The sequence below is a fragment of the Actinomadura sp. 6K520 genome, from assembly GCF_004349245.1.
Classification (GTDB): Bacteria; Actinomycetota; Actinomycetes; order Streptosporangiales; family Streptosporangiaceae; genus Spirillospora.
The window spans coordinates 1-19,070 of sequence record NZ_SMLC01000084.1; the positions used below are offsets into that span (position 1 = coordinate 1).

A 19,070-nucleotide genomic window follows, 5' to 3' on the forward strand; every position below is an offset into this window, starting at 1 on the left:
GGTATGGAAGCGCGGTAACGTGTGGAGTTGACCGGTACTAATAGGCCGAGTGGCTTGAACACACAATTCGTTCAAGGTGAATCGCTGTGTGAGTTGTTCGCGTCCCTGTGTGGTTCTCAGGAAACAATCCTGGGTGACCCGTGGTTGTATAATTGAATGCTGAGCCGTTGTGTTTGGATGTTGACTTGCCCGCCTTCGGGTGGTGCGTTGAGACGTTCGGTGGTTTTGGCGAAGGGGAAACACCCGGTTCCATTCCGAACCCGGAAGTTAAGCTCTTCAGCGCCGATGGTACTGCATGGGAGACTGTGTGGGAGAGTAGGACACCGCCGGACTTATATTAAGGGGAGGGCTCCGCCGTTACGGCGGGGCCCTTCCTCATTTCTTGGGGCCGCTTACTCGTCCTTCATCGCCGCGGTGGAAGAACTCACTCTTGCCGGGTGGGCCGCGGCGACGAAGAGGACGAGTGCGACGGCACCGGCCAAGCCCGAGATGAGGGGGAGCAGTCCGGGTCCGGCGGTGTCCAGGACCGCGCCACCGACCGCTCCGCCGATGGCCACGCCGATGTAGGTGCCGGATGTGTTGAGGGCCAGGGCCTGCGTGGCGACGGGGCCGGCGAGCATGTGCAGCCTGGCCTGGACGGCCGGGGAGTTCCAGAACGCGGCGCCGCCCCAGATCGTCAGGATCCCCAACAGGGGAAGAACCGAGATCGGACGCAGCGGCCACAGCGCGGTCAACGCGAGCATCGTGACGAGGAACGCCCCTATTCCAGCGATGAGCGTGCGGTCGGCGCCCCACGCGTCGATGGCGCGTCCCCCCGCCCAGATCCCCACCATGCCGGCGAGCCCGGAGCAGGCGAAGAAGACGCCGCGGTCGGTCATGTCCGCGTTCGCGAGCGCGGCGGTGAACGGTGCAAGGTACGTCAGCAGCATCATCGAACCGGACATCAACACGACGTTGGCCAGCAGGCCGAGAGAGATGGCCGGACGGCCGAGCACGGCGAGCTGGGCCCGTACGGGCAGAGCGTCCTGTCCACCCTCAGACCGTGGCAATGCGGTGCGGAAGCCCAGGGCGGCGAGTGCACCGCCGGCCGCCATCACGGCGAACGTCGCTCGCCAGCCCAACGCGCCGCCGATCCAGGTCCCGGCCGGGACACCGAACGCGATGGCTCCGGTGACCCCGAACGCGACGGCCGCCACGGCGCGGCCCGTCCGCCCGGGGGCGGCGAGCCGGGCGGCGGTCGCGAACATGGCGGGTGTCGCCGCGGCGGCGGCGAGGGCGGCCGTGACCCGCAGCGCCATTAGTGTGGCGAACGCCGGGCTGAGTGCGGCACCGGCATTGGCGGCGGTGAAGACGAGCGCGGCCGACACCAGGAGCGTCCTGCGCGGGATGCGGGTCGTCGCAACGGCGGCGACGGGTGCGGCGACCGCCACGGTCACGGAGAAGACCGTGACGAGCTGACCGGCCGTGCCGACGCTGACCCCGAAAGATCCGGCGATCTCGGGCAGCACACCGGCGATCACGTAGTCATCGGTGTAGAAGACGAGGGCGCCCGCCGCGAGCGCGAGCAACCAGCGGGGCATCGGTGCTCCAGAGACCGTGGGGGCGGGTGGCCGACAGAGGCCACGTTATGGACCGTTCCCATGGCCTGGCCAACGCTTTTCGGCCGCGGACCCGGCCACGCGTCCTCCGATGGAACCGGCCGGTCGGCGCCGCCGGAAAACTCGCCAAGGAGGCGGAGGGCAGAACATTTGTGGAGAGCAGCGGGTTTCCCGCGCTCGGTCGGTTGAACTACGCGGGCCTTTGCCTTCCGGGTGACCGAATACCGCTCTGGTCGACATCAGATTGGACAGGGAACTGATTGCTCCACGGTGCCTGGGCAAAGTCCAATGTGGTTGGCGCCATTTTCGGAGCAAAGAGACGCGGCTTGGTTCAGATTGAGCGCAGCCGAAATCGGCCATTGCGGATGTATGGTCTGGGCTGGGGTAGGAGCCCTCTCGACCCTAGGAGGATAAGGATGGACGGCCCTGCTCTCTGGCGTGCACAGTGGTGCAAGAGTTCTCATAGTAAGGCGTCGAGTAACTGCGTGGAGGTCGCCGGTCTCCGGCCCGGCATCGGGATTCGGGACGGCAAGTCGCCGGCCGGTCCGGTGTTGGTCGTCACCCGCGCGGAATGGGCGGTGTTCGTGAACGCCGTCAATGCCGGCGAGTACGATCTCGACTGACTGACCGAGGCCCGGCATCCCGGTAGTCCGCCATCCGAGACACCGAGACGGCGATGGCCTTAATGAACTTGAGTGCGCCGGCCCCGATGCGGCAACTGGCCGCGCGACTGAGGTGCGACGCTTCGCATGTGACGGGCATCGTCGACGGACTGGAACGCCGCGGGCTCGTCGAACGGCGGCCCGCCCCCGATGACCGGCGGGTCAAGCACCTGGTGCCGACCGGGGAGGGGGAGCGTAAGCGTGCGCTGCTCCGCGACAGCGGGCACGCGCATGCGCCGCCCTGTTCGACCTCCCCGAAGAGGACCTGGCCCGCCGGAGAGACATCCTCGACCAGGTGAAAAGCAAAGCCGGGACGCCTCCCGGCTGCGCTGACGGCGTGGGAAGGGTACTCCCCGGAACTAGATGTCGTCGCCGGCGAGGACGGTGTCGGCGTCGACGATGCGGTAGGCGTAGCCCTGTTCGGCGAGGAAGCGTTGCCGGTGGGCGGCGTAGTCCTGGTCGAGGGTGTCGCGGGCGACGACGGCGTAGAAGCGGGCGCCCTGCCCGGACGCCTTGGGGCGCAGCAGGCGGCCGAGGCGCTGGGCCTCCTCCTGCCGTGACCCGAAGGCACCCGAGACCTGCACGGCGACCGACGCCTCGGGAAGGTCGATGGAGAAGTTGGCCACCTTGGACACGACCAGCACGCCTATCTCACCGGCGCGGAACGCGTCGAAGAGGCGTTCCCGTTCGCGGATGCGGGTCTCCCCCTTGATGACCGGTGCGTCCAGCAGCGCGCCGAGTTCGTCGAGCTGGTCGATGTACTGGCCGATGACCAGGGTCTGTTCACCTCGGTGCCGGTCCACCAGGGCCTGGATGAGCTTGGTCTTGGTGTCGGTGGTGGCGCAGAAGCGGTAGCGCTCCTCGGGCTCGGCGGTGGCGTACGCGAGGCGTTCGGAGTCGGTCAGGGTGACGCGGACCTCGACGCAGTCGGCGGGTGCGATCCAGCCCTGGGCCTCCATGTCCTTCCACGGCGCGTCGTAGCGCTTGGGGCCGATGAGGGAGAACACGTCCCCTTCGCGGCCGTCCTCGCGGACGAGGGTGGCGGTGAGGCCGAGGCGGCGGCGGGCCTGCAGGTCGGCGGTCATCCGGAAGATCGGTGCGGGCAGGAGGTGCACCTCGTCGTAGACGACGAGGCCCCAGTCGCGGGCGTCGAAGAGTTCGAGGTGCGCGTAGGCGCCCTTCCGGCGCGTCGTCATGATCTGGTACGTGGCGATCGTGACGGGACGGACCTCCTTCTTCGTGCCGGTGTACTCGCCGATCTCGTCCTCGGTGAGGGACGTGCGGCGGATGAGTTCCTGCTTCCACTGGTGGGCCGAGACGGTGTTGGTGACCAGGATGAGCGTGGTCGCCTCCGCGCGGGCCATGGCGGCGGCCCCGACGATGGTCTTGCCGGCGCCGCACGGGAGCACGACGACGCCGGAGCCGCCGTGCCAGAACGCGTCGGTGGCCTCCCGCTGGTAGGAGCGCAGCTCCCAGCCGTCCTCGGCGAGGGAGATCGCGTGGGCCTCGCCGTCCACGTATCCGGCGAGGTCCTCGGCGGGCCAGCCGAGCTTGAGCAGCGCCTGCTTGAGGGCGCCGCGCTCGCTCGGGTGGACGGCGACGGCGTCGTCGCCGACCCGGTCGCCGATCATGCCCTTGATCTTCTTGGCGCGCAGCACCTCCTCCAGGACCGAGCGGTCGGAGGACGACAGGACGAGCCCGAGCGCCGGGTCCTTCTCCAGCCGCAGCCGTCCATAGCGGGCCATGGTGTCGGCGACGTCGACCAGCAGGGCGTGCGGGACGGGGTACCGGGAGAACCGGAGCAGCGTGTCGACGACCTGCTCGGCGTCGTGGCCGGCGGCGCGGGCGTTCCACAGGGCGAGCGGCGTCACCCGGTAGGTGTGCACGTGCTCGGGTGCCCGTTCGAGCTCGGCGAACGGGGCGATCTCCTTGCGGCAGGCGTCGGCCAGGTCGTGGTCGACCTCCAGCAGCAGCGTCTTGTCGGACTGGACGATGAGCGGACCGTCGGTCAAAGCGAGAGCCCCCGTTGAGATTCGGTGATCGGTGCCGATCCGGCCGGGGCACCGCCCGTGCACGCTACCCCAGGGAACGCCACGTGGCCCGCACCGGACGCGACCACAGGATCCAACACCGCGCACCGCCGCGTTATTGCGTGCCGCGGCGTGGCCGAGGCCCGCCCGCCGTCACCGGCGCCGTCGTTGGGGAGATAGCCGAATGGGGTCAGTATGTGGAGTCGTAGCCGTTCGTCTCGGCGAGGACGACCACGAAGATGTAGATGATGAGGGCGATGATTCCGAGGACGACGGACGCGCCGAACAGCACCCAGCTCCATACGGTCAGCTTCCGCGCGGACTCGGGGTCGGACTGCAGGCGGCCCATCGCGATCGCGGACGTGACGACGCCGGGGACGGACAGGATGCCGCAGCACAGCGCCACGCTGACGATGTTGCAGACGAGGGCCGCGACGGTGGACCCGTTGCCGGGGGGCTTCGTGGGCATCCCGGGCGGCCCGTAGCCGTGACCGGGATACCCGGAGCCGTACGCGCCTCCGCCGTAGGGATCGCCGCCGTAGGGATCGCCGGTCCAGCCCTGCGATCCACCGTACGGGTCCTGCCAGCCGGGCGGCGGGCTCCCTCCGTATCCGCTCACGGACCGTCTCCTCTCGCCCTAGCTGTACCCAATACGACCAAGCCGACAGACGCAGCGTTCCACCGCGTCCGCAACCGGACACCGCGTTTGCCGATTCGTGTGTACCGGAGATATCCGCCCGCGGAGATCGGGTGTTGAGAAGTGCGAGGTCACGGGCCCGGTGAAATGCTCGCGGCCGCGCTACGAGGCGGGGTCGTCGTCGAGTTCGGAGACACCGGTGATGCGGTGGAGGGCGAAGCGGTGCACGGCGGCGCGGGTGGCGTCGTAACCGGTGAGGAAGCCGCCCTCGACGCGGACCGGTTCCACGATGCGGCTGGACGCCTGGCCCTGCTGGTCGAGGTAGCCGATCCAGACGCGCCCGCCGCGTTCGACGGCGGTGCGGAGGCGCTCGATGGTCGCCATCGCGGGGGACCGGGGCGGTTCGCCGGACGGGGCGTCCGCGCGCAGCCGGGCCTGCTCGGCACCGTGCGCGGACGCCTCGTCGCCGGCCCGCAGGGCGCGGACAGCGGCGGAGAGCATGGCGGCGTCGGTGCGCTCCTCCGGCCGGACCCGGACGATCTCGGCGGTCGGCGGGGGCGCGGCGCGCTGCGCGTCCGGGCGGGTCACGATCACCCCGCCGCCGGGCGCCTCGGCGACGGGGGCGAGGCCCATCGCGCGCAGCCCGTCGAGGAGGTCGGCCCGCTGCAGCCCCGACGCGAGGACGGTCGGCGCGAGGCGGTGCAGCCGCAGCACGTCCGAGCGGCGGTCGGCGAGGATCTCGTCGAGCGTGGTGGACGAGTCGGTCCGGACGTAGGACGCGAGGGCCCCCACGCGCAGGTGGCCGTGCCGGCGGGCGACGTCGTCGATGAGGTAGGTGAGCGGCTGCGGCAGCGGGGTCGCCGAGTGCCGGGCCAGCAGTTCGGTGACGTCGGCGGCGGTCCGCCCGGCGTCCAGGGCGCGGCGCACCGACTCGGGCGTGAAGCGGTACACGGTGGCGCCGCCGGTGGACTCGACGTCGGCGGCGAGGGCGAGCTCGCGGGCGAGGTCGGTGACCAGCGGGCCGGGCGCGATCGCGGTCAGGTCGGCCTGGATGACGATCTCGTCGACCGGCGCGGGGAGGTGCTTCTCCAGGCGGGGCTCGGGGTCGTCGCCGACGAGGAGGTCGCGGGCGAACGGGGCGAGTTCCCCGAAGCCGGTGAACCCGAGGACGGCGGCCTCGCGCAGCGTCCAGCCGAGGAGGCGGTCGCGCATCGGGCCGCCGCGGCGCGGCCGCAGCCACGCGAGGCGGGCGCGCACGGCGTGTTCGGTGACGGCGGTGCCGGGTCCCGCGTCCGCGAGGATCTCCAGCACCGCCCGGCGGGTGGCCGGTGCGCTGCTGCGCACCATCGCCTCGCTCAGCGCGTTGATGAGCCGGTCGCGCTCGTCGCGCTCCCCGGCGAGGCCGGCGGCCCGGTCGGCCTTCAGCCAGCCGTGCGCGAGCTCGGTCCAGCGGCCGGCGGTGTCGCGCATGAGCCACAGGTCGTAGGCGGGGGTCGGCAGCCATTCGCCGTCGAGGTCGCCGCTGCGTGTCAGCAGCCCGGCCGCGTAGGCGATCTCGACGAGCAGCGCGGCATGCCATTCGGGGACGTCCAGGAGCGCGGCCGCGGCACGCAGGTCGCGGACGGCTAGGCCGCCACTGCGCAGGACCGGGGGCGGTTCCAGCCCCCAGCGCTCCAGCAGCTCCTCGATGAGCCGGACTGTCGCCGCGGCCTCGCCCGCCGCGGCGCGCACGACGGCCTCCTCCCCGCGCGGTTCGCCCGCGGGCGTCAGCGGCGGCGGCTCCGCCGAGAGGTCCCGGAACAGGTGCCCGCCGCGCAGGTGCAGCGCGACCTCGCGGGGGAGGGTGACGGTGCGGTCGTCCTCGGCGGCCAGGAGGCCGCGGGCGAGGAGCCGCTCGATCGGGGTGACGGCGGTGACGACCCGGACGGGGCGGCGCGCGTCGGCGACCCGGCCGACCGGCGGGCCCCACGTCAGGGCGTCGAGGGCGGCGCGCGCCTCCGGCCCGGCGTCGGCGATGAGGGGGCCGGGGTCGGCCAGCAGCTCGGTGAGTCGCCGCAGGAGCCGCGCGGAGTCGGCGAACCCGCGCGGCGCCGTCCCCTCCAGATCGGTGATCAGCTCGATGAGCCGCTCCGGAGGGTACCCGGCGAACGCCTCCTGGGCCGGCGGACCGAGGCCCGCGGGGTGCGGCAGGCCGTGCCGGACGCCGGGCGCCGTGCTCAGCGTCCCGGCCCCCCAGGCCAGCCCGTACCGCCGGAGCGTCTCCAGCGCGCCGCCGACCTGGTCGGCGGTGGCGGTGACCGCGGCGGCGACGGGCTCCGGGCCGTCCGCGGCGGGCAGGACGAGCAGGGCCTCCAGGACGGCGAGCGTGAAACGGTCCAGCCGGTCGAGGGCGCGGGAGATCGCGGCGGGCGTCGCGGCGCGGGCGGCGAGCGCGGTCAGGTCGGCGGGGACGGGGGCGAGCAGCTCGGGACGCGCGGACAGCAGCGCACGAAGCTCGTCATCGCCTCGCGCGCGCAACCAGTCCGCATACGTTTCCATGCCGATCCCCAACCTTAGGTGGCGCATGCCGCCCGTACTGGGCCCCTCAAGGGTAGGAGCACGAACCGCCTGCTCGGATCGGGGGTGAACGAGTCCGCCGGTCACCCGCGGAGGGCGGGGAGCGGCCGGTTCCGCGGCTCAGGGGGCGGGGGTGTGCTCCAAGTGCATCAGCCCGAGACCGAGCCGCGCCCAGCCCTCCACGAACCGCTTCTCGTCGATGCGCTTCGGCGGCTCGTACATCGACTCGTTGGCCAGCCAGTAGTTCACGACCGCCCCGCCGAGGATCGAGGCGATGGCGGCCCAGTCCTCGTTGGCGCCCTCGAACTCCGGCTGCGACGCCAGCCAGGTGGCGATCCCGTCGTACAGCGGGTTGACGATGCCCTCGCGCATCTCCGCGACGAGGTGGGGGAACTGGTCCAGGTCGCGGAACAGCACCCGGATGAGGTCCTGCTCCTCGCGCATCTTCGCCAGCCCCGCCTGGCACGTCATCCGGAGCCGCGTCTCCAGCGGGCGGTCCTCGTAGACGGTCGCCTGGTCGAGGACGTCGTTGATCTGCTTGCGGGTCCGCTCGATGTGCTCGCGGATGGCGGAGGCGAGCACCTCCTCCTTGGACCGGAAGTGCCGGTAGAGGCCGCCCGCGCCCGGTGACAGGCCGGCGGCCGCCTCGATCTCGGCGACCGAGGTCGCCGCGTAGCCCCGGTCGGCGAAGAGCCGGAGCGACTCGGCGACGATCCGATCGCGCGTAGGTGTCGTCATGGTGATGAAGCCTCCGCGAGAACACTAAGGCATCAGCGACCTGCGGGGCCCCCGCGTCCCTCACGGCACGCCCGAATTCGTGATCCGGCTCGCATTCGGCCGGGGGCGACTAGAGTTCAGTCCTCCGCGCCCCGTCGCCGGAAGGGGCCGTCGTCGGAGAGGTCGACGATGTTCATGTCTCCGCGGAAGGCGGCCGACGGAGCCTTCCTGCCCGAGGATTTCGTGGTACCCACACTGGTCGCCGGTCCCCGCTTCCAGATCCGCCCCATCACCGTCCACGACGTGGTCAAGGACTACGGCGCCGTGATCGGCAGCCTGGACCGGCTCGCCGGGCGCTTCGGGCCCGAGTGGGGATGGCCGGACCGCGAGTTCACCTTCGAGCAGGCCCTCATCGACGTCGCCTGGCTCCAGAAGCAGGGGCAGCTGCGGCGATCGTTCAGCTACGTCGTCATCACGCCGGACGGGGAGCGCCAGCTCGGCCGTATCCACGTCGCCCCGTCCGACGAGCCCGGCCCGGACGCGGTCGTGGTGTTCTGGGTCCGCGCCGACGAGGAGAACTCCGCCCTGGAGAAGGAGCTGGAGGAATTCGTCCGCGAGTGGATGAAGACCGCCTGGCCGTTCGAAAAGGTCCGCTTCCCCGGCCGGGATTAGGCAGTGTTAGCCCAGGGGGGCGACCCCCTGGAACCCCCGTTGCGCACGGCGAGCCGTTTCCCGATCCGCTTCGCGTCTCGTGAAACGGCTCGCCGTGCGGCGGGTCGTGCGGCCTCCGGTCGCAGAGCGACCTCCGGCCGCACGACCCGTGGGGTGATCATTTACGTGGGTGCATTTACGGGTGACCCTCTGAGACCCCGCCCCGCTCGACCTCCGGCCGCACGATCCGTGGAGTTTGCGGGGGTCGGGGATCCGGGTGTGGTTAGTTCAGGCGGCGGGTCAGGGCGGTCAGTAGGCGGCCTATCGCCAGGTAGACGAGGGCTGCCAGGCCGTAGTTGACGGCTGTCTCCAGTTTGGGGTCGTCCGGCTGGAAGATGTCCTTGAACTGCCAGGACAGGTCGGTGGCCCGGTCGCCGAACCAGTCGACGATGCCGTTCGCGGTGTTCGCCTCGAAGGCGACGAAGACGATGTGCACGGCGAGGATCAGCACGACGACCGTGGTGATGACGGAGACCACCGTGGCGAGGACGTCGGCGGTGCGGCGGCGGGCCGCGGTGAACGAGCGCCGCGTCCGCGGGGCGCGGTGATCGCCGCCGCCGGGTTCGGTGCGGGTCGTCGTGTGCCCGCCCGTCGCGGTGGGGGCGCCGGCCTCGGGCGGCCGGTCCGGGTTCTCTGTCATCTGCGGCCTCCTTCACCGGGGGCTTCGCCGGCGGGCGGACTGATCGTCCTTTTGCTTCGGGTGGGCTGTTCGAGTCCTGTGTTTTCCCTGGTCAGGCGGTTTGTGGTCGGGGGGTCGGGTATATCGACGACACGGGAGGCCGTTCCCCTGGACCGGGCAACCAGTCCCGGTCACAACTGAACGGTTCCCGCGCGAAAGTTCCCGCGCTCTCCTACTCGGATCCCGTCGCATCGCCACTACCAGGAGAGCGCGGGTCTTCGCGTGTGTCCAGCCCCTTACCCTGTGAGGCGTGCTCGACCTCGATCATGGCTCTCCCCTCGCCGTCGGTTTCGACCTCGACCTGACCCTGGCCGACACCCGGTCCGGGATCGCCGCCGTGTACGCGGCGCTCGCCGCGGAGACCGGCGTCCCCATCGACACCGAGCTGATCGTGCGGCGCATCGGCCCGCCGCTGGAGGAGGAACTCGCCTACTGGTTCCCGGCGGACGAGGTACCCGCGATGGCGGCGCGCTACCGGGCGATCTACGCCGACATCGCCATCCCGGAGACCGTCCTCATGCCCGGGGCCGTCGCGGCCCTGGACGCGGTGCGCGCGAGCGGCGGGCGGGTGGTCGTGGTGTCGGGCAAGAACCAGGCCGACACCGAGCGGACCGTGGCGTACCTCGGGCTCGGGGTGGACGCGGTGGTCGGCGGCCTGTTCGGGGCGGGCAAGGGCGTCGCCCTGCGCGAGCACGGTGCCGGCGCCTACGTCGGCGACCACACGGGCGACGTGGACGCCGCGCGTGCCGCGGCGGCGATGGCGGTGGGCGTCGCGACCGGCCCGTTCGACGCGGCGGCCCTCACCGCGTACGGGGCGGACGTCGTCCTGCCGGACCTGGGGGCCTTCCCCGAGTGGATGGAGTCGTTCGCGGCGGCCGTATGACCAGGTAGTCACAGTTCGGGGGCGCGTCCCGTTCGGGGCCGATAACCAGGTGCCCTTGTCAGACGTCCGGGATAGCTTCGTGCCACGGCCTCACGGGCGCTGGGAAGCCACCCCTCCGTGTACACCGGTGCGCGGTGAGGCACTAATCTTGAGGTCGATTCAGGACGATTACCGAACGAGGTCTCCGGTGCCGACTGGCAAGGTCAAGTGGTACGACTCCGACAAGGGGTTCGGCTTCCTCACGCGCGACGACGGCGGTGAGGTCTTCGTGCACTCCTCGGCGCTGCCGGGCGGGGTCACGACGCTCAAGCCCGGCCAGCGCATCGAGTTCGGCGTGGTCGAGGGGCGCAGGGGCCAGCAGGCGCTCCAGGTCAGGGTCCTGGAGTCGCTGCCGTCGGTCGAGAAGACCATCGCCAAGCAGCGGCGCAAGAAGCCGGACGAGATGGTCGTGATCACCGAGGACCTCATCAAGCTGCTGGACGGGATCTCCAACACCTACCGGCGCGGCAAGCACCCGGCCCCGGCGGAGGCGAAGAAGATCGCGACCGTGCTGCGGGCGGTCGCCGACGACCTGTCGCCCTGACCCCGCCCTGAACCCGGCCGTCAGTGGTGCATCTCCGGGTGCGCGTCCTTGATCGTGCCCGGGTGGCGGGGGCGGTGGGCGCCGCGCCGGCGCCCCGCCTGGCGGGACAGCAGCAGGCCCAGCGAGACGGCGAGTGCCGCGGCGACGAAGGCGAGCGCGATCCGCCCGTCCGCGACGATCGACATGGCAAGGCCGAGCAGCCCGCCGAGCACCCAGGAGAGTTGGTGCAGCGTCTCGGAGACCGCGAACGTGGACGAGCGCATCTCCTCGCCGATCTCGCGCTGCACCACCGCGTCCATGGACAGCTTCCCGAGCACCTGCCCGAGCCCCGCCGCGGTCGCCACCGCCAGTGCCGCCCACAGCCCGAAGAAGGCCGCGCCGACGGCGGTGACGGCGGTGACGGCCGCCAGCGTCGCCGAGACGATCAGCCGCGGCGCCCGCGCCTTCATGTAGGCGCCGAGCGCCGTGCCCGCGAGGCCGCCCGCGCCGGCGCACGCCGCCAGCAGGCCGAGCGCCACATGGTGGGACACCGGGTCGAACCGCTCCTGGCGGAGCAGGAACGCCAGGTAGATGATCAGGAAGCCGGAGAACGCGCGCAGCACCGCGTTCGCCTGCATCGCCTCCGCCACGACCGGGCCCACGCGCGGAAGCGTCCGCCAGTGCCTCGCGGGCCGCTCGGACGGCTTCCGCTCCGACCCGGGCTCCGCCTCGGGGGCCGGTGCGGGGTCGGCTTCCGGGGAGGGGTCGGCGTCCGGGATGTCGACCTGCCGCGGCAGCCGCAGCGTGAACACGACGCCGAGCAGGAACATCACCGTGCCGATGCGCAGCACCCAGCCGGGGCCGATGAGGACGGCGAGGCCCGCGGCGACCGGGGCGGTGACCGACGCGGCGATCAGGCCCGCGAACGCGCAGCGCGCGTTCGCCGTCACCAGCGAGATCTCGCCGGGCAGGACGCGGGGCGTCACCGCGGCCCGCAGCACGCCGAACGCCTTGGACAGCACGAGGACGCCGAACGCGGCGGGCAGGAACGTGACCTGGTCGCCGTGCGGGAGCGCGCTCGCCATCCCCCAGCACAGCAGTGCGCGCATGACGAACGTGCTCGCGATCGCGTACCGGCGGACGTGCCGCGCCCGGTCGAGGGCCGGGCCGATCAGCGGCGCGACGAGCGCGAACGGCGCCATCGTGACGATGAGGTAGAGGGCCACCTGACCGCGCGCCTGGTTGACGTCCAGGCCGAAGAACAGCGTCCCGGCTAGCGCGACGGTGAGCATCGCGTCGCCCGCGGAGTTGAACGCCGACGACTCGATCAGGCTGCCGAGGCCGCTGCGTCCCGCGCCCTGGGCGTGGGTGACGCGGCGGGTCAGCCGGCCGGTTCCCAGCAGCATCGAGCGACTGCGCCGCAGCACCCGCGCCGTCCCGTCGGCACCGGCGCGTACGGCCCGGCCGAAACGCGTCCGGTCACCCATGCACCCTGATCTCCCCCTGCGTTCCCAGGCCGACGGTCGTGCCAGGGCCCTGCAGCGCCTTCAACTGAGGGTACGTTCCCCGCTTGGAGCCCGGCTCACCCTGTGACCGGCGCCGCACCCCGGCCTGCGGCCCGCCGAGGGGCCCCGGGGGTCCGGCCACGTCGTTCCATGGGCGAGAATTGACATGTGAGCCCATCGCGTCAGACCAGTCCCGCGCGTTCCGCCGCCCCGGGAGCCGCCTCCGGGCCCGCCCGCCGGTCCCGGACGCCCGCCGTCGACGCCTCCTGCGCCGAGGCGGTCGACCTTGCCCGCGAGGCCGCGGAGGAGACCGCGTGGCCCCAGCCGGTCGGTGACCATCTCGGCCTGCGCGCCGAGGGCGACCGCGTGGTCACGCACTATTTCGAGTGCCTCGACCCCGCCTACGCGGGGTGGCGCTGGTCCGTCTCCGTGACGAGGGCGGCCCGCGCCAAGAACGTCACCGTCAGCGAGTGCGTCCTGCTGCCCGGGGAGGACGCCCTGCTCGCCCCGCAGTGGGTGCCGTGGCTGGACCGGCTGCGCCCCGGCGACCTCGGCCCCGGCGACCTGCTGCCGACCGCGCCCGACGACGTGCGGCTAGCCCCCGGCTACACGCAGGTCGACGAGCGCGGCGACCGGCAGGCTCAGTGGGAGCCCGGCCTCGGCCGCGTCCGGGTGCTGTCCCGGCTGGGGCGCGACGAGGCCGCCGAGCGCTGGTACGACGGCGTCGGCGGCCCCCGCGCCCCGATCGCGATGTCCGCGCCGGCGCAGTGCTCCACCTGCGGTTTCTATGTCGCGCTGGCCGGGGAGCTGCGGCAGGTCTTCGGGGTGTGCGCGAACGAGTACTCGCCCGACGACGGGCGCGTCGTGTCGGCCGACCACGGCTGCGGCGCGCACTCCGAGGCGGTGTCGGTCCCGGCCACGTCCGAGCACGGCCCGCCCGTCGTGGACGAGCTGGGCTACGAGGTCGTCCCCTCCGGTGAGGACGCGGCGCTCCTTGACGACGAGGCCCTCGGCCATAGCTGACCTGGGGCCGGCCCGATGAGGGACGAAGCTGCGCTGGGCGGGGATCCGTTCGGGACGCGGGCGCTTCGCGAGCGGGTGCTGCGGGCCTGGAGCGAGTCGCCCGCCAGGTTCCGCGAGGACGCCAACACCGAGGAGGACTTCGCCCTCGGCGGTTACCGCGACCGTGTCGTGGTCGAGCTGGCGCAGAACGCCGCCGACGCCGCGTCGCGCGCCGCCGTTCCCGGGCGTCTCCGCCTGACCCTCCGCTCGGGCGGCGGCCCGGACGGCGCGGCCGTGCTGACCGCGGCCAACGCGGGGGCGCCGCTGGACGAGGCCGGTGTGGAGGCGCTGTCCACGCTGCGGGCGTCGGCCAAGCGCGACGACGACGGTTCGGCGGGACGGTTCGGCGTCGGGTTCGCCGCCGTCGTGGCCGTCAGTGACCGGCCCGCCATCGCGTCCCGCACCGGGGGTGTGGTCTGGTCGCGGGAGCGGGCGCGGGAGCTGGTGGAAGGCGTCCCCGTGCTCGCGGACGAACTGGCGCGGCGCGGTGGTCACGTCCCGCTGCTGCGGTTGCCGTTCGCGGCCGGCGACGGCGAGTCGCCGGACATCCCGGCGGGGCTCGACACGATCGTGCGGCTGCCGTTGCGGGCGGACGCGGTGGAGTCCGTCGAGCGGCAGCTGAGGCAGGTCGGCGCGGCGCTGATGCTGGCCCTGCCCGCGCTGGAGAGCGTGGCGATCGATGTCGACGGGGACGTCCGCGAACTGACCGCCGAGCGGCGTGAGCCCGGCGAAGTGGTCATCAACGGGGGAGTGTGGCGGACCGCCGAGGCTCATGGGGAGATCCCCGCGGCGCTTCTGGACGACCGTCCCGTGGAGGAACGGGCGCGGCCGTTCTGGCAGGTTCGCTGGGCCTTGCCGGAGGAGGGCCTGCCGGAAGGCGTGTCCGGTGTCGTGCACGCGCCCACACCCAGTGACGAACGGCTCGATCTGCCCGCGTTGCTCATTGCGTCGTTCCCATTGGCGCCTGACCGGCGGCACGTCGCGCCGGGACCGCTGACCGACTTCCTTGTGGAGCGGGCCGCGGAGACCTACATCCGGCTCTTGGGCGAGCTTCCGGTCTCCCCACGGGTGCTCAGGCTCGTGCCCGGTCCCGTTGGGGCGGGGGAGCTGGACGCGAAGATCCGCCGGGGCGTCCGGGAACGCCTTCCCGAAGCGCCGTTGCTTCCGCACCGCACGCGCGGACGGGACGCCGTGGCGATGGACGCGCCGGCCGCGTTCATCGAGTTCCTGGCCCATGGTGACGTGCCCGGCGAGGAGGCTGTGGTGGTCGCCGGGTTGCTTCCTCCGGAGTGGCCCGCCCGGGACCCCGCGCTCGCCGCGCTCGGGGTGCGGCGGGTCGAGCTGGCCGACGTGATCGATGAGCTGGCCGCTGTGGACCGGGAACCGGCGTGGTGGCACCGGCTGTACGGGACGCTCGGCGAGGCCGCCACAGACGCTCTGGGCGCCCTCCCGGTGCCGCTGGCGGGTGCCGCGGGGCGGACCGTCCGCGGCCCGCGGGGGCTGCTGATCGCCGACGGTGTCGATCCCGGCGGGCTGGACGCGCTGGGGCTGCGGTTCGTCCACCCCGAGGCGGTGCATCCGCTGCTGGCCCGGCTCGGAGCGGTCGAGGCGGGGCCGCGGGCCGTGCTCGGCGACGCCGCCGTGCGGGCCGCCGTCGAGGAGTCGTTCGAGGCGGACGACCCCGACGCGGTGGCGGAGGCGGTCCTCGGGCTGGTCGCGGCGGCGCACATCGATCCGGGCGAGGAGAGCTGGCTGGCCGACCTCGCCCTGCCCGGCGACGACGGCGATCTCTACCCCGCGGGTGAGCTGCTCCTGCCGGAGAGCCCGCTGCGTGACGTCATGGCCGGCGACGCGCCGTTCGGGGTGGTCGACGGCGAGGTTCTGGAGCGGTGGGGAGCGGAGGTCCTCGCGGCCGCCGGGGTCCTGGACGGATTCGCCCTCGCGCAGGGCGAGGACGTGAACCTCACAGGGCTTGCCGATGCGGCGGAGACCCTCGAACTGGACGACGAGGACCTCTGGGCGGACGACGTCCTGAGGCGGATCGGCCCGCAAGACCTCCCGCCCCTCGTACCGGAGTTCATCGCCGTCCGGGACCTCGAACTCGTCGACGACTGGACGGCGGCGCTGCGTCTCCTCGCGGGACCTCCGTGGCGAGCCGCGGTCGTCGATCCGGCGCACGTGACCCTGCACAACGGGCGCCGCGTCGCCGTCCCGTCCTACACGGCTTGGTGGCTGAGCCGTCACCCCGTCCTGGACGGCCGCCGGCCCGGCGAGTTCCGGCTGGGTGGGGACGTGGCCCTGACAGGGCTCTACGACATCGCGCCGGAGGGCCTGGACGAGCGTCTCCTGCTCGCACTGGGCGTCCGCACGTCGCTGGACGATCTGCTCACCGAACCCGGGGGCGCCCAAGAACTGCTCGATCGTCTCGGTGACCCGGGGCGGTCCGTTCCCCGCGCCCATCTGGGTGAACTGTGGACGGCCCTGGCCGACGCCCCCGAGGCCGTTGTCGAAGCCCCTGACCAAGTGCGAGCGGTCGTGGACGGCAGGGTCGAGGTCGTTGACGCAGGCGACGCCCTCGTCCTGGACGGCCCGGACGTCCTGCCCCTCCTGCAAGGACAGCCGCTCGTCATCGCCGCGCAGGGCAGGCACGAACGCCTTGCGGAACTGCTCGACCTGCCTTTGTCGGGCGACGAGGTACCGGGCGTCGTCCAATCGCAGGGTGAGAAACGTGCTGTGCCGGACGCGGTCACCGCCGTCCTGCCGGAGGCCCCCGTCCACTACTTCGCGCACGAACGCCTCACCGTCGACGGGCAGGACGTGTCCTGGTGGACGCGGGACGGCGAAATCCACGCGAGCGGGGCCGGCGGGCTCGCACGGGCACTCGCGTGGGCCACGGGGAACTGGGCCGACCGGTTCATGGCCGAGGCCGTCCTGCGCGACCCGGAGAACCTGCCGCGCCTCCTGGCCGAAGCCGACCTTGAGCCCTAGCCGGCAGTGTCCTGTCCGGCAGTGTCTTGTCCGGCCGTGTCCCGTCCGGTCGTCTCCCGGCGCTCGTGGCGGGCGGCCTCCTGCCGGGCGCGGGCGGCCTGGAGCCTGGGGACGTACCACATGGCGAACAGCCCGATCCCGATCCCGGCGACGCACACCCAGATCCACCAGCGGTCATCGGACGGCAGCCCGACGATGAGCAGGACCACGAGCGCCACCGCCCACGCGGCCGTGCCCGCCGCCGCGATCCGGACGTCGTTGGTCTGCATCGGCGGCGGGTCGGGGCGGCGCGGTGGGGTCATGCGGCCAGGTTACGTTGCGGGCTTGCGGCGCTCCGAGTGCGGCCTCTCCGCGCGGCGTGGCAGCATGGGCGGCACGGGAGACGAATGACGATGACCACGCAACCGACCCGGGGACGTTCGCCGTCCGTGCCGGGTCTCGCCGAAGAGCTGCGCATCTCGATCGCGCGGCTCTCGCGCAGGCTGCGCACGCTGCGGCCGCCGGGTGCGGGCGACGCCGCCCTCAGCCCGCTGTCGGTCACCCAGCTCGCCGCCCTCGCCGCGCTTGAGCGGCACGGGTCGATGACGCCGCGCGAACTGGCCGACCACGAGAAGGTGCAGCCGCCCTCGATGACGCGCGTCATCGCGTACCTGGAGGAACGCGGGCTCGTCGCGCGCCGCCCCCACCCCACGGACGGGCGCCAGGTCGTGCTGACCGCGACCGGCGAGGGCACCGCCCTCCTCGCGGACGAGCGGCGCCGCAAGGAGGCGTGGCTGGCCATGAGGCTCGGCGAGCTGACGGAGGAGGAACGGGAGATCCTCCGCCAGGCCGCGCCGATCATCGACAGGCTCAGCCGTTCCTGACCCCGCGGCTCCCGGTTCCGCCTCGGCGGCCCGTGGTCGACTGTCCCTGTTCGACCGCCCGTGTTCGATCGGCCGTGTTCGACCGCGTGTTCAACCGCGCGTGTTTGGCGGAATGCCGTCCGGCCCATTATCGTTAGCGCTGTTAATGACTTCGGACACGGATGAGCGCGGAGCGCCCCGGCCCCCCGGCGGCGCCGGCGCCGCATCCGATCTGACCGAACCCGAGGAACCCGCCAAGGCCGACGGGACCGGGGAACCGGGGGAGCCGGGGGAGCCCCGGTCCGGGGGCATGTTCCGGTCCCTGCGCAACCGCAACTACCGGTTGTTCGCGTCCGGGCAGGTCGTCTCCAACACCGGGACGTGGATGCAGCGGGTCGCGCAGGACTGGCTCGTCCTCGAACTCGCGCACGGCAGCGGCACCGCGCTCGGCATCACCACCGGCCTCCAGTTCCTGCCCATGCTCCTGTTCGGCCTGTGGGGCGGCGTCATCGCCGACCGCTACCCCAAGCGCCGCATCCTGGTGCTGACGCAGGTGGCGATGGGCATGCTCGCGCTCGTCCTCGGCCTGCTCGCGCTGACCGGCATGGCGCAGGTGTGGCACGTGTACGCGCTGGCCTTCGGGCTCGGGCTCGCGACCGTCGTCGACAACCCGACCCGCCAGTCGTTCGTCATCGAGATGGTCGGCAAGCGCGACCTGCCGAACGCGATCGCGCTGAACAGCGCCACCTTCAACGGCGCCCGCCTGCTCGGCCCCGCCGTCGCGGGCGTGCTGATCGCGCTGATCGGCACCGGGCCGGTGTTCCTGGTGAACGCGGCGTCGTTCGGCGCCGTCCTGTTCGGCCTCTACGCGATGCGGACGGGCGAGCTGTACCCGGCGGAGCCGGTGAAGCGCGCCAAGGGCCAGCTCCGCGAGGGCCTGCGCTACGTGCGCGGGCGCCGCGACCTGACGCTGGTCATGGTCTTCATCGGGTTCGTCGCCATGTTCGGGATGAACTTCTCCACGACCGTGGCGCTGATCGCCAAGGAGGTCTTCAACACCGGCGCGTCCGCGTTCGGGCTCGCGTCCAGCATGCTCGCGCTCGGCGCGCTCAGCGGCGCCCTGCTGGCCGCCCGCCGGGTCGCCCGGCCGCGGCTGCGGCTGCTGGTGGGGATGGGCGTGCTGTTCGGCGTGCTGGAGATCGTCACCGGCCTGATGCCGACGTACTGGTCGTTCCTGCTGCTGCTGATCCCCACCGGCATCGTGATGATGACGATCACGACGGCGGCCAACGCCACCGTTCAGCTGAGTGTCGCGCCGGAGATGCGCGGCCGGGTGATGGGCCTCTACATGCTCGTGTTCCTCGGGACGAACCCGGTGGGCGCGCCCACGGTCGGCTGGCTCGCCGAGCACCTCGGCGCCCGGACGGCGCTCGTCCTCGGCGGCCTGATCTCCGCCCTGGCCGCGCTCGCCGTCGGTGCGCTGGCCGCCCGCGGGTCGATCCGCCCCACGCTCGCCCGGGTTTCTCGCGCGGCGGTTCACCGTGGCCGGACGAGAAGCGACAAATAGCTACAGAGAGGGTGTAAAGGCGACCGATCGGCGTGACAAGGGGTGCCATCTGCTGAAATGCTTGCCGGGTG

The 19,070-nt window shown here is 72.4% G+C and carries 17 protein-coding genes and 1 rRNA gene; 10 read left to right on the forward strand and 8 right to left on the reverse strand.

What is annotated here, in order from left to right; translation table 11 throughout:
• Positions 1 to 215: 215 nt before the first annotated feature.
• Positions 216 to 332, forward strand: a 5S ribosomal RNA gene (gene rrf / locus E1289_RS21695).
• Positions 333 to 392: 60 nt separating this feature from the next.
• Here rrf and E1289_RS21700 read toward each other — a convergent pair.
• A complete protein-coding gene (locus tag E1289_RS21700; RefSeq protein ID WP_131982972.1) occupies positions 393 to 1,580 on the reverse strand; it encodes an MFS transporter in 1,188 nt (395 codons plus the stop codon).
• Positions 1,581 to 2,014: 434 nt separating this feature from the next.
• Between E1289_RS21700 and E1289_RS21705 the strand changes: the two genes are divergently transcribed.
• Positions 2,015 to 2,221 carry a DUF397 domain-containing protein gene (locus E1289_RS21705; protein WP_131982974.1) on the forward strand — a complete coding sequence of 69 codons (207 nt, stop codon included), beginning with the start codon at positions 2,015 to 2,017 and terminating at the stop codon, positions 2,219 to 2,221.
• 53 nt (positions 2,222 to 2,274) lie between these two features.
• A complete protein-coding gene (locus E1289_RS21710) occupies positions 2,275 to 2,559 on the forward strand; it encodes a MarR family transcriptional regulator (protein ID WP_131982976.1) in 285 nt (94 codons plus the stop codon).
• A 60-nt stretch (positions 2,560 to 2,619) separates the two neighbouring features.
• Here the strand turns inward: E1289_RS21710 and E1289_RS21715 are convergent, their stop codons facing one another.
• The 4 genes from E1289_RS21715 to E1289_RS21730 form a co-directional block, all read right to left on the reverse strand.
• Positions 2,620 to 4,272, reverse strand: a complete 1,653-nt coding sequence (locus E1289_RS21715) for a DNA repair helicase XPB (protein ID WP_131982978.1) — start codon at positions 4,270 to 4,272, stop codon at positions 2,620 to 2,622.
• 208 nt (positions 4,273 to 4,480) lie between these two features.
• Positions 4,481 to 4,909 carry a DUF4190 domain-containing protein gene (locus E1289_RS21720; protein ID WP_131982980.1) on the reverse strand — a complete coding sequence of 143 codons (429 nt, stop codon included), beginning with the start codon at positions 4,907 to 4,909 and terminating at the stop codon, positions 4,481 to 4,483.
• A 180-nt stretch (positions 4,910 to 5,089) separates the two neighbouring features.
• Positions 5,090 to 7,465, reverse strand: coding sequence for a helicase-associated domain-containing protein (locus tag E1289_RS21725; protein WP_131982982.1), 2,376 nt, complete (start codon positions 7,463 to 7,465; stop codon positions 5,090 to 5,092).
• A 138-nt stretch (positions 7,466 to 7,603) separates the two neighbouring features.
• Positions 7,604 to 8,221, reverse strand: coding sequence for a TetR/AcrR family transcriptional regulator (locus E1289_RS21730; RefSeq protein ID WP_131982984.1), 618 nt, complete (start codon positions 8,219 to 8,221; stop codon positions 7,604 to 7,606).
• 168 nt (positions 8,222 to 8,389) lie between these two features.
• Between E1289_RS21730 and E1289_RS21735 the strand changes: the two genes are divergently transcribed.
• A complete protein-coding gene (locus E1289_RS21735; RefSeq protein WP_243713040.1) occupies positions 8,390 to 8,872 on the forward strand; it encodes a GNAT family N-acetyltransferase in 483 nt (160 codons plus the stop codon).
• Positions 8,873 to 9,134: 262 nt separating this feature from the next.
• Here the strand turns inward: E1289_RS21735 and E1289_RS21740 are convergent, their stop codons facing one another.
• Entirely contained in the window at positions 9,135 to 9,551 is a 417-nt protein-coding gene (locus E1289_RS21740; protein ID WP_131982986.1) for a hypothetical protein, read from the reverse strand.
• A gap of 289 nt (positions 9,552 to 9,840) precedes the next feature.
• On the opposite strand from E1289_RS21740, the gene E1289_RS21745 reads away from it, so the two are divergent.
• Together E1289_RS21745 and E1289_RS40170 are read left to right on the forward strand one after the other, a co-directional pair.
• Positions 9,841 to 10,473 (forward strand): HAD hydrolase-like protein, encoded by a 633-nt coding sequence (locus E1289_RS21745; RefSeq protein WP_131982988.1) that lies wholly within the window; start codon positions 9,841 to 9,843, stop codon positions 10,471 to 10,473.
• Between the two features lie 187 nt (positions 10,474 to 10,660).
• On the forward strand, positions 10,661 to 11,056 hold the full coding sequence (locus tag E1289_RS40170) for a cold-shock protein (RefSeq protein ID WP_131982990.1): 396 nt from the start codon (positions 10,661 to 10,663) through the stop codon (positions 11,054 to 11,056).
• A gap of 20 nt (positions 11,057 to 11,076) precedes the next feature.
• On the opposite strand, the gene E1289_RS21755 is transcribed toward E1289_RS40170, so the two are convergent.
• Positions 11,077 to 12,522 carry an MFS transporter gene (locus E1289_RS21755; protein WP_243713041.1) on the reverse strand — a complete coding sequence of 482 codons (1,446 nt, stop codon included), beginning with the start codon at positions 12,520 to 12,522 and terminating at the stop codon, positions 11,077 to 11,079.
• A gap of 186 nt (positions 12,523 to 12,708) precedes the next feature.
• Here E1289_RS21755 and E1289_RS21760 point away from each other — a divergent pair, with 186 nt between their 5' ends.
• Positions 12,709 to 13,563 (forward strand): DUF3027 domain-containing protein, encoded by an 855-nt coding sequence (locus E1289_RS21760; protein ID WP_131982992.1) that lies wholly within the window; start codon positions 12,709 to 12,711, stop codon positions 13,561 to 13,563.
• A 15-nt stretch (positions 13,564 to 13,578) separates the two neighbouring features.
• Positions 13,579 to 16,590 (forward strand): hypothetical protein, encoded by a 3,012-nt coding sequence (locus E1289_RS21765; protein WP_131982994.1) that lies wholly within the window; start codon positions 13,579 to 13,581, stop codon positions 16,588 to 16,590.
• On the opposite strand, the gene E1289_RS40175 is transcribed toward E1289_RS21765, so the two are convergent.
• A complete protein-coding gene (locus E1289_RS40175) occupies positions 16,587 to 16,892 on the reverse strand; it encodes a DUF2530 domain-containing protein (protein WP_131982996.1) in 306 nt (101 codons plus the stop codon). The two genes, E1289_RS21765 and E1289_RS40175, sit on opposite strands and share 4 nt — an antisense overlap.
• A 90-nt stretch (positions 16,893 to 16,982) precedes the next feature.
• Here E1289_RS40175 and E1289_RS21775 point away from each other — a divergent pair, with 90 nt between their 5' ends.
• Together E1289_RS21775 and E1289_RS21780 are read left to right on the forward strand one after the other, a co-directional pair.
• The gene (locus tag E1289_RS21775; RefSeq protein WP_131982998.1) at positions 16,983 to 17,453 is read left to right on the forward strand and encodes a MarR family transcriptional regulator; all 471 of its coding nucleotides are present in this window, start codon (positions 16,983 to 16,985) and stop codon (positions 17,451 to 17,453) included.
• 289 nt (positions 17,454 to 17,742) lie between these two features.
• A complete protein-coding gene (locus E1289_RS21780) occupies positions 17,743 to 18,999 on the forward strand; it encodes an MFS transporter (RefSeq protein ID WP_131983021.1) in 1,257 nt (418 codons plus the stop codon).
• Positions 19,000 to 19,070 lie beyond the last annotated feature (71 nt).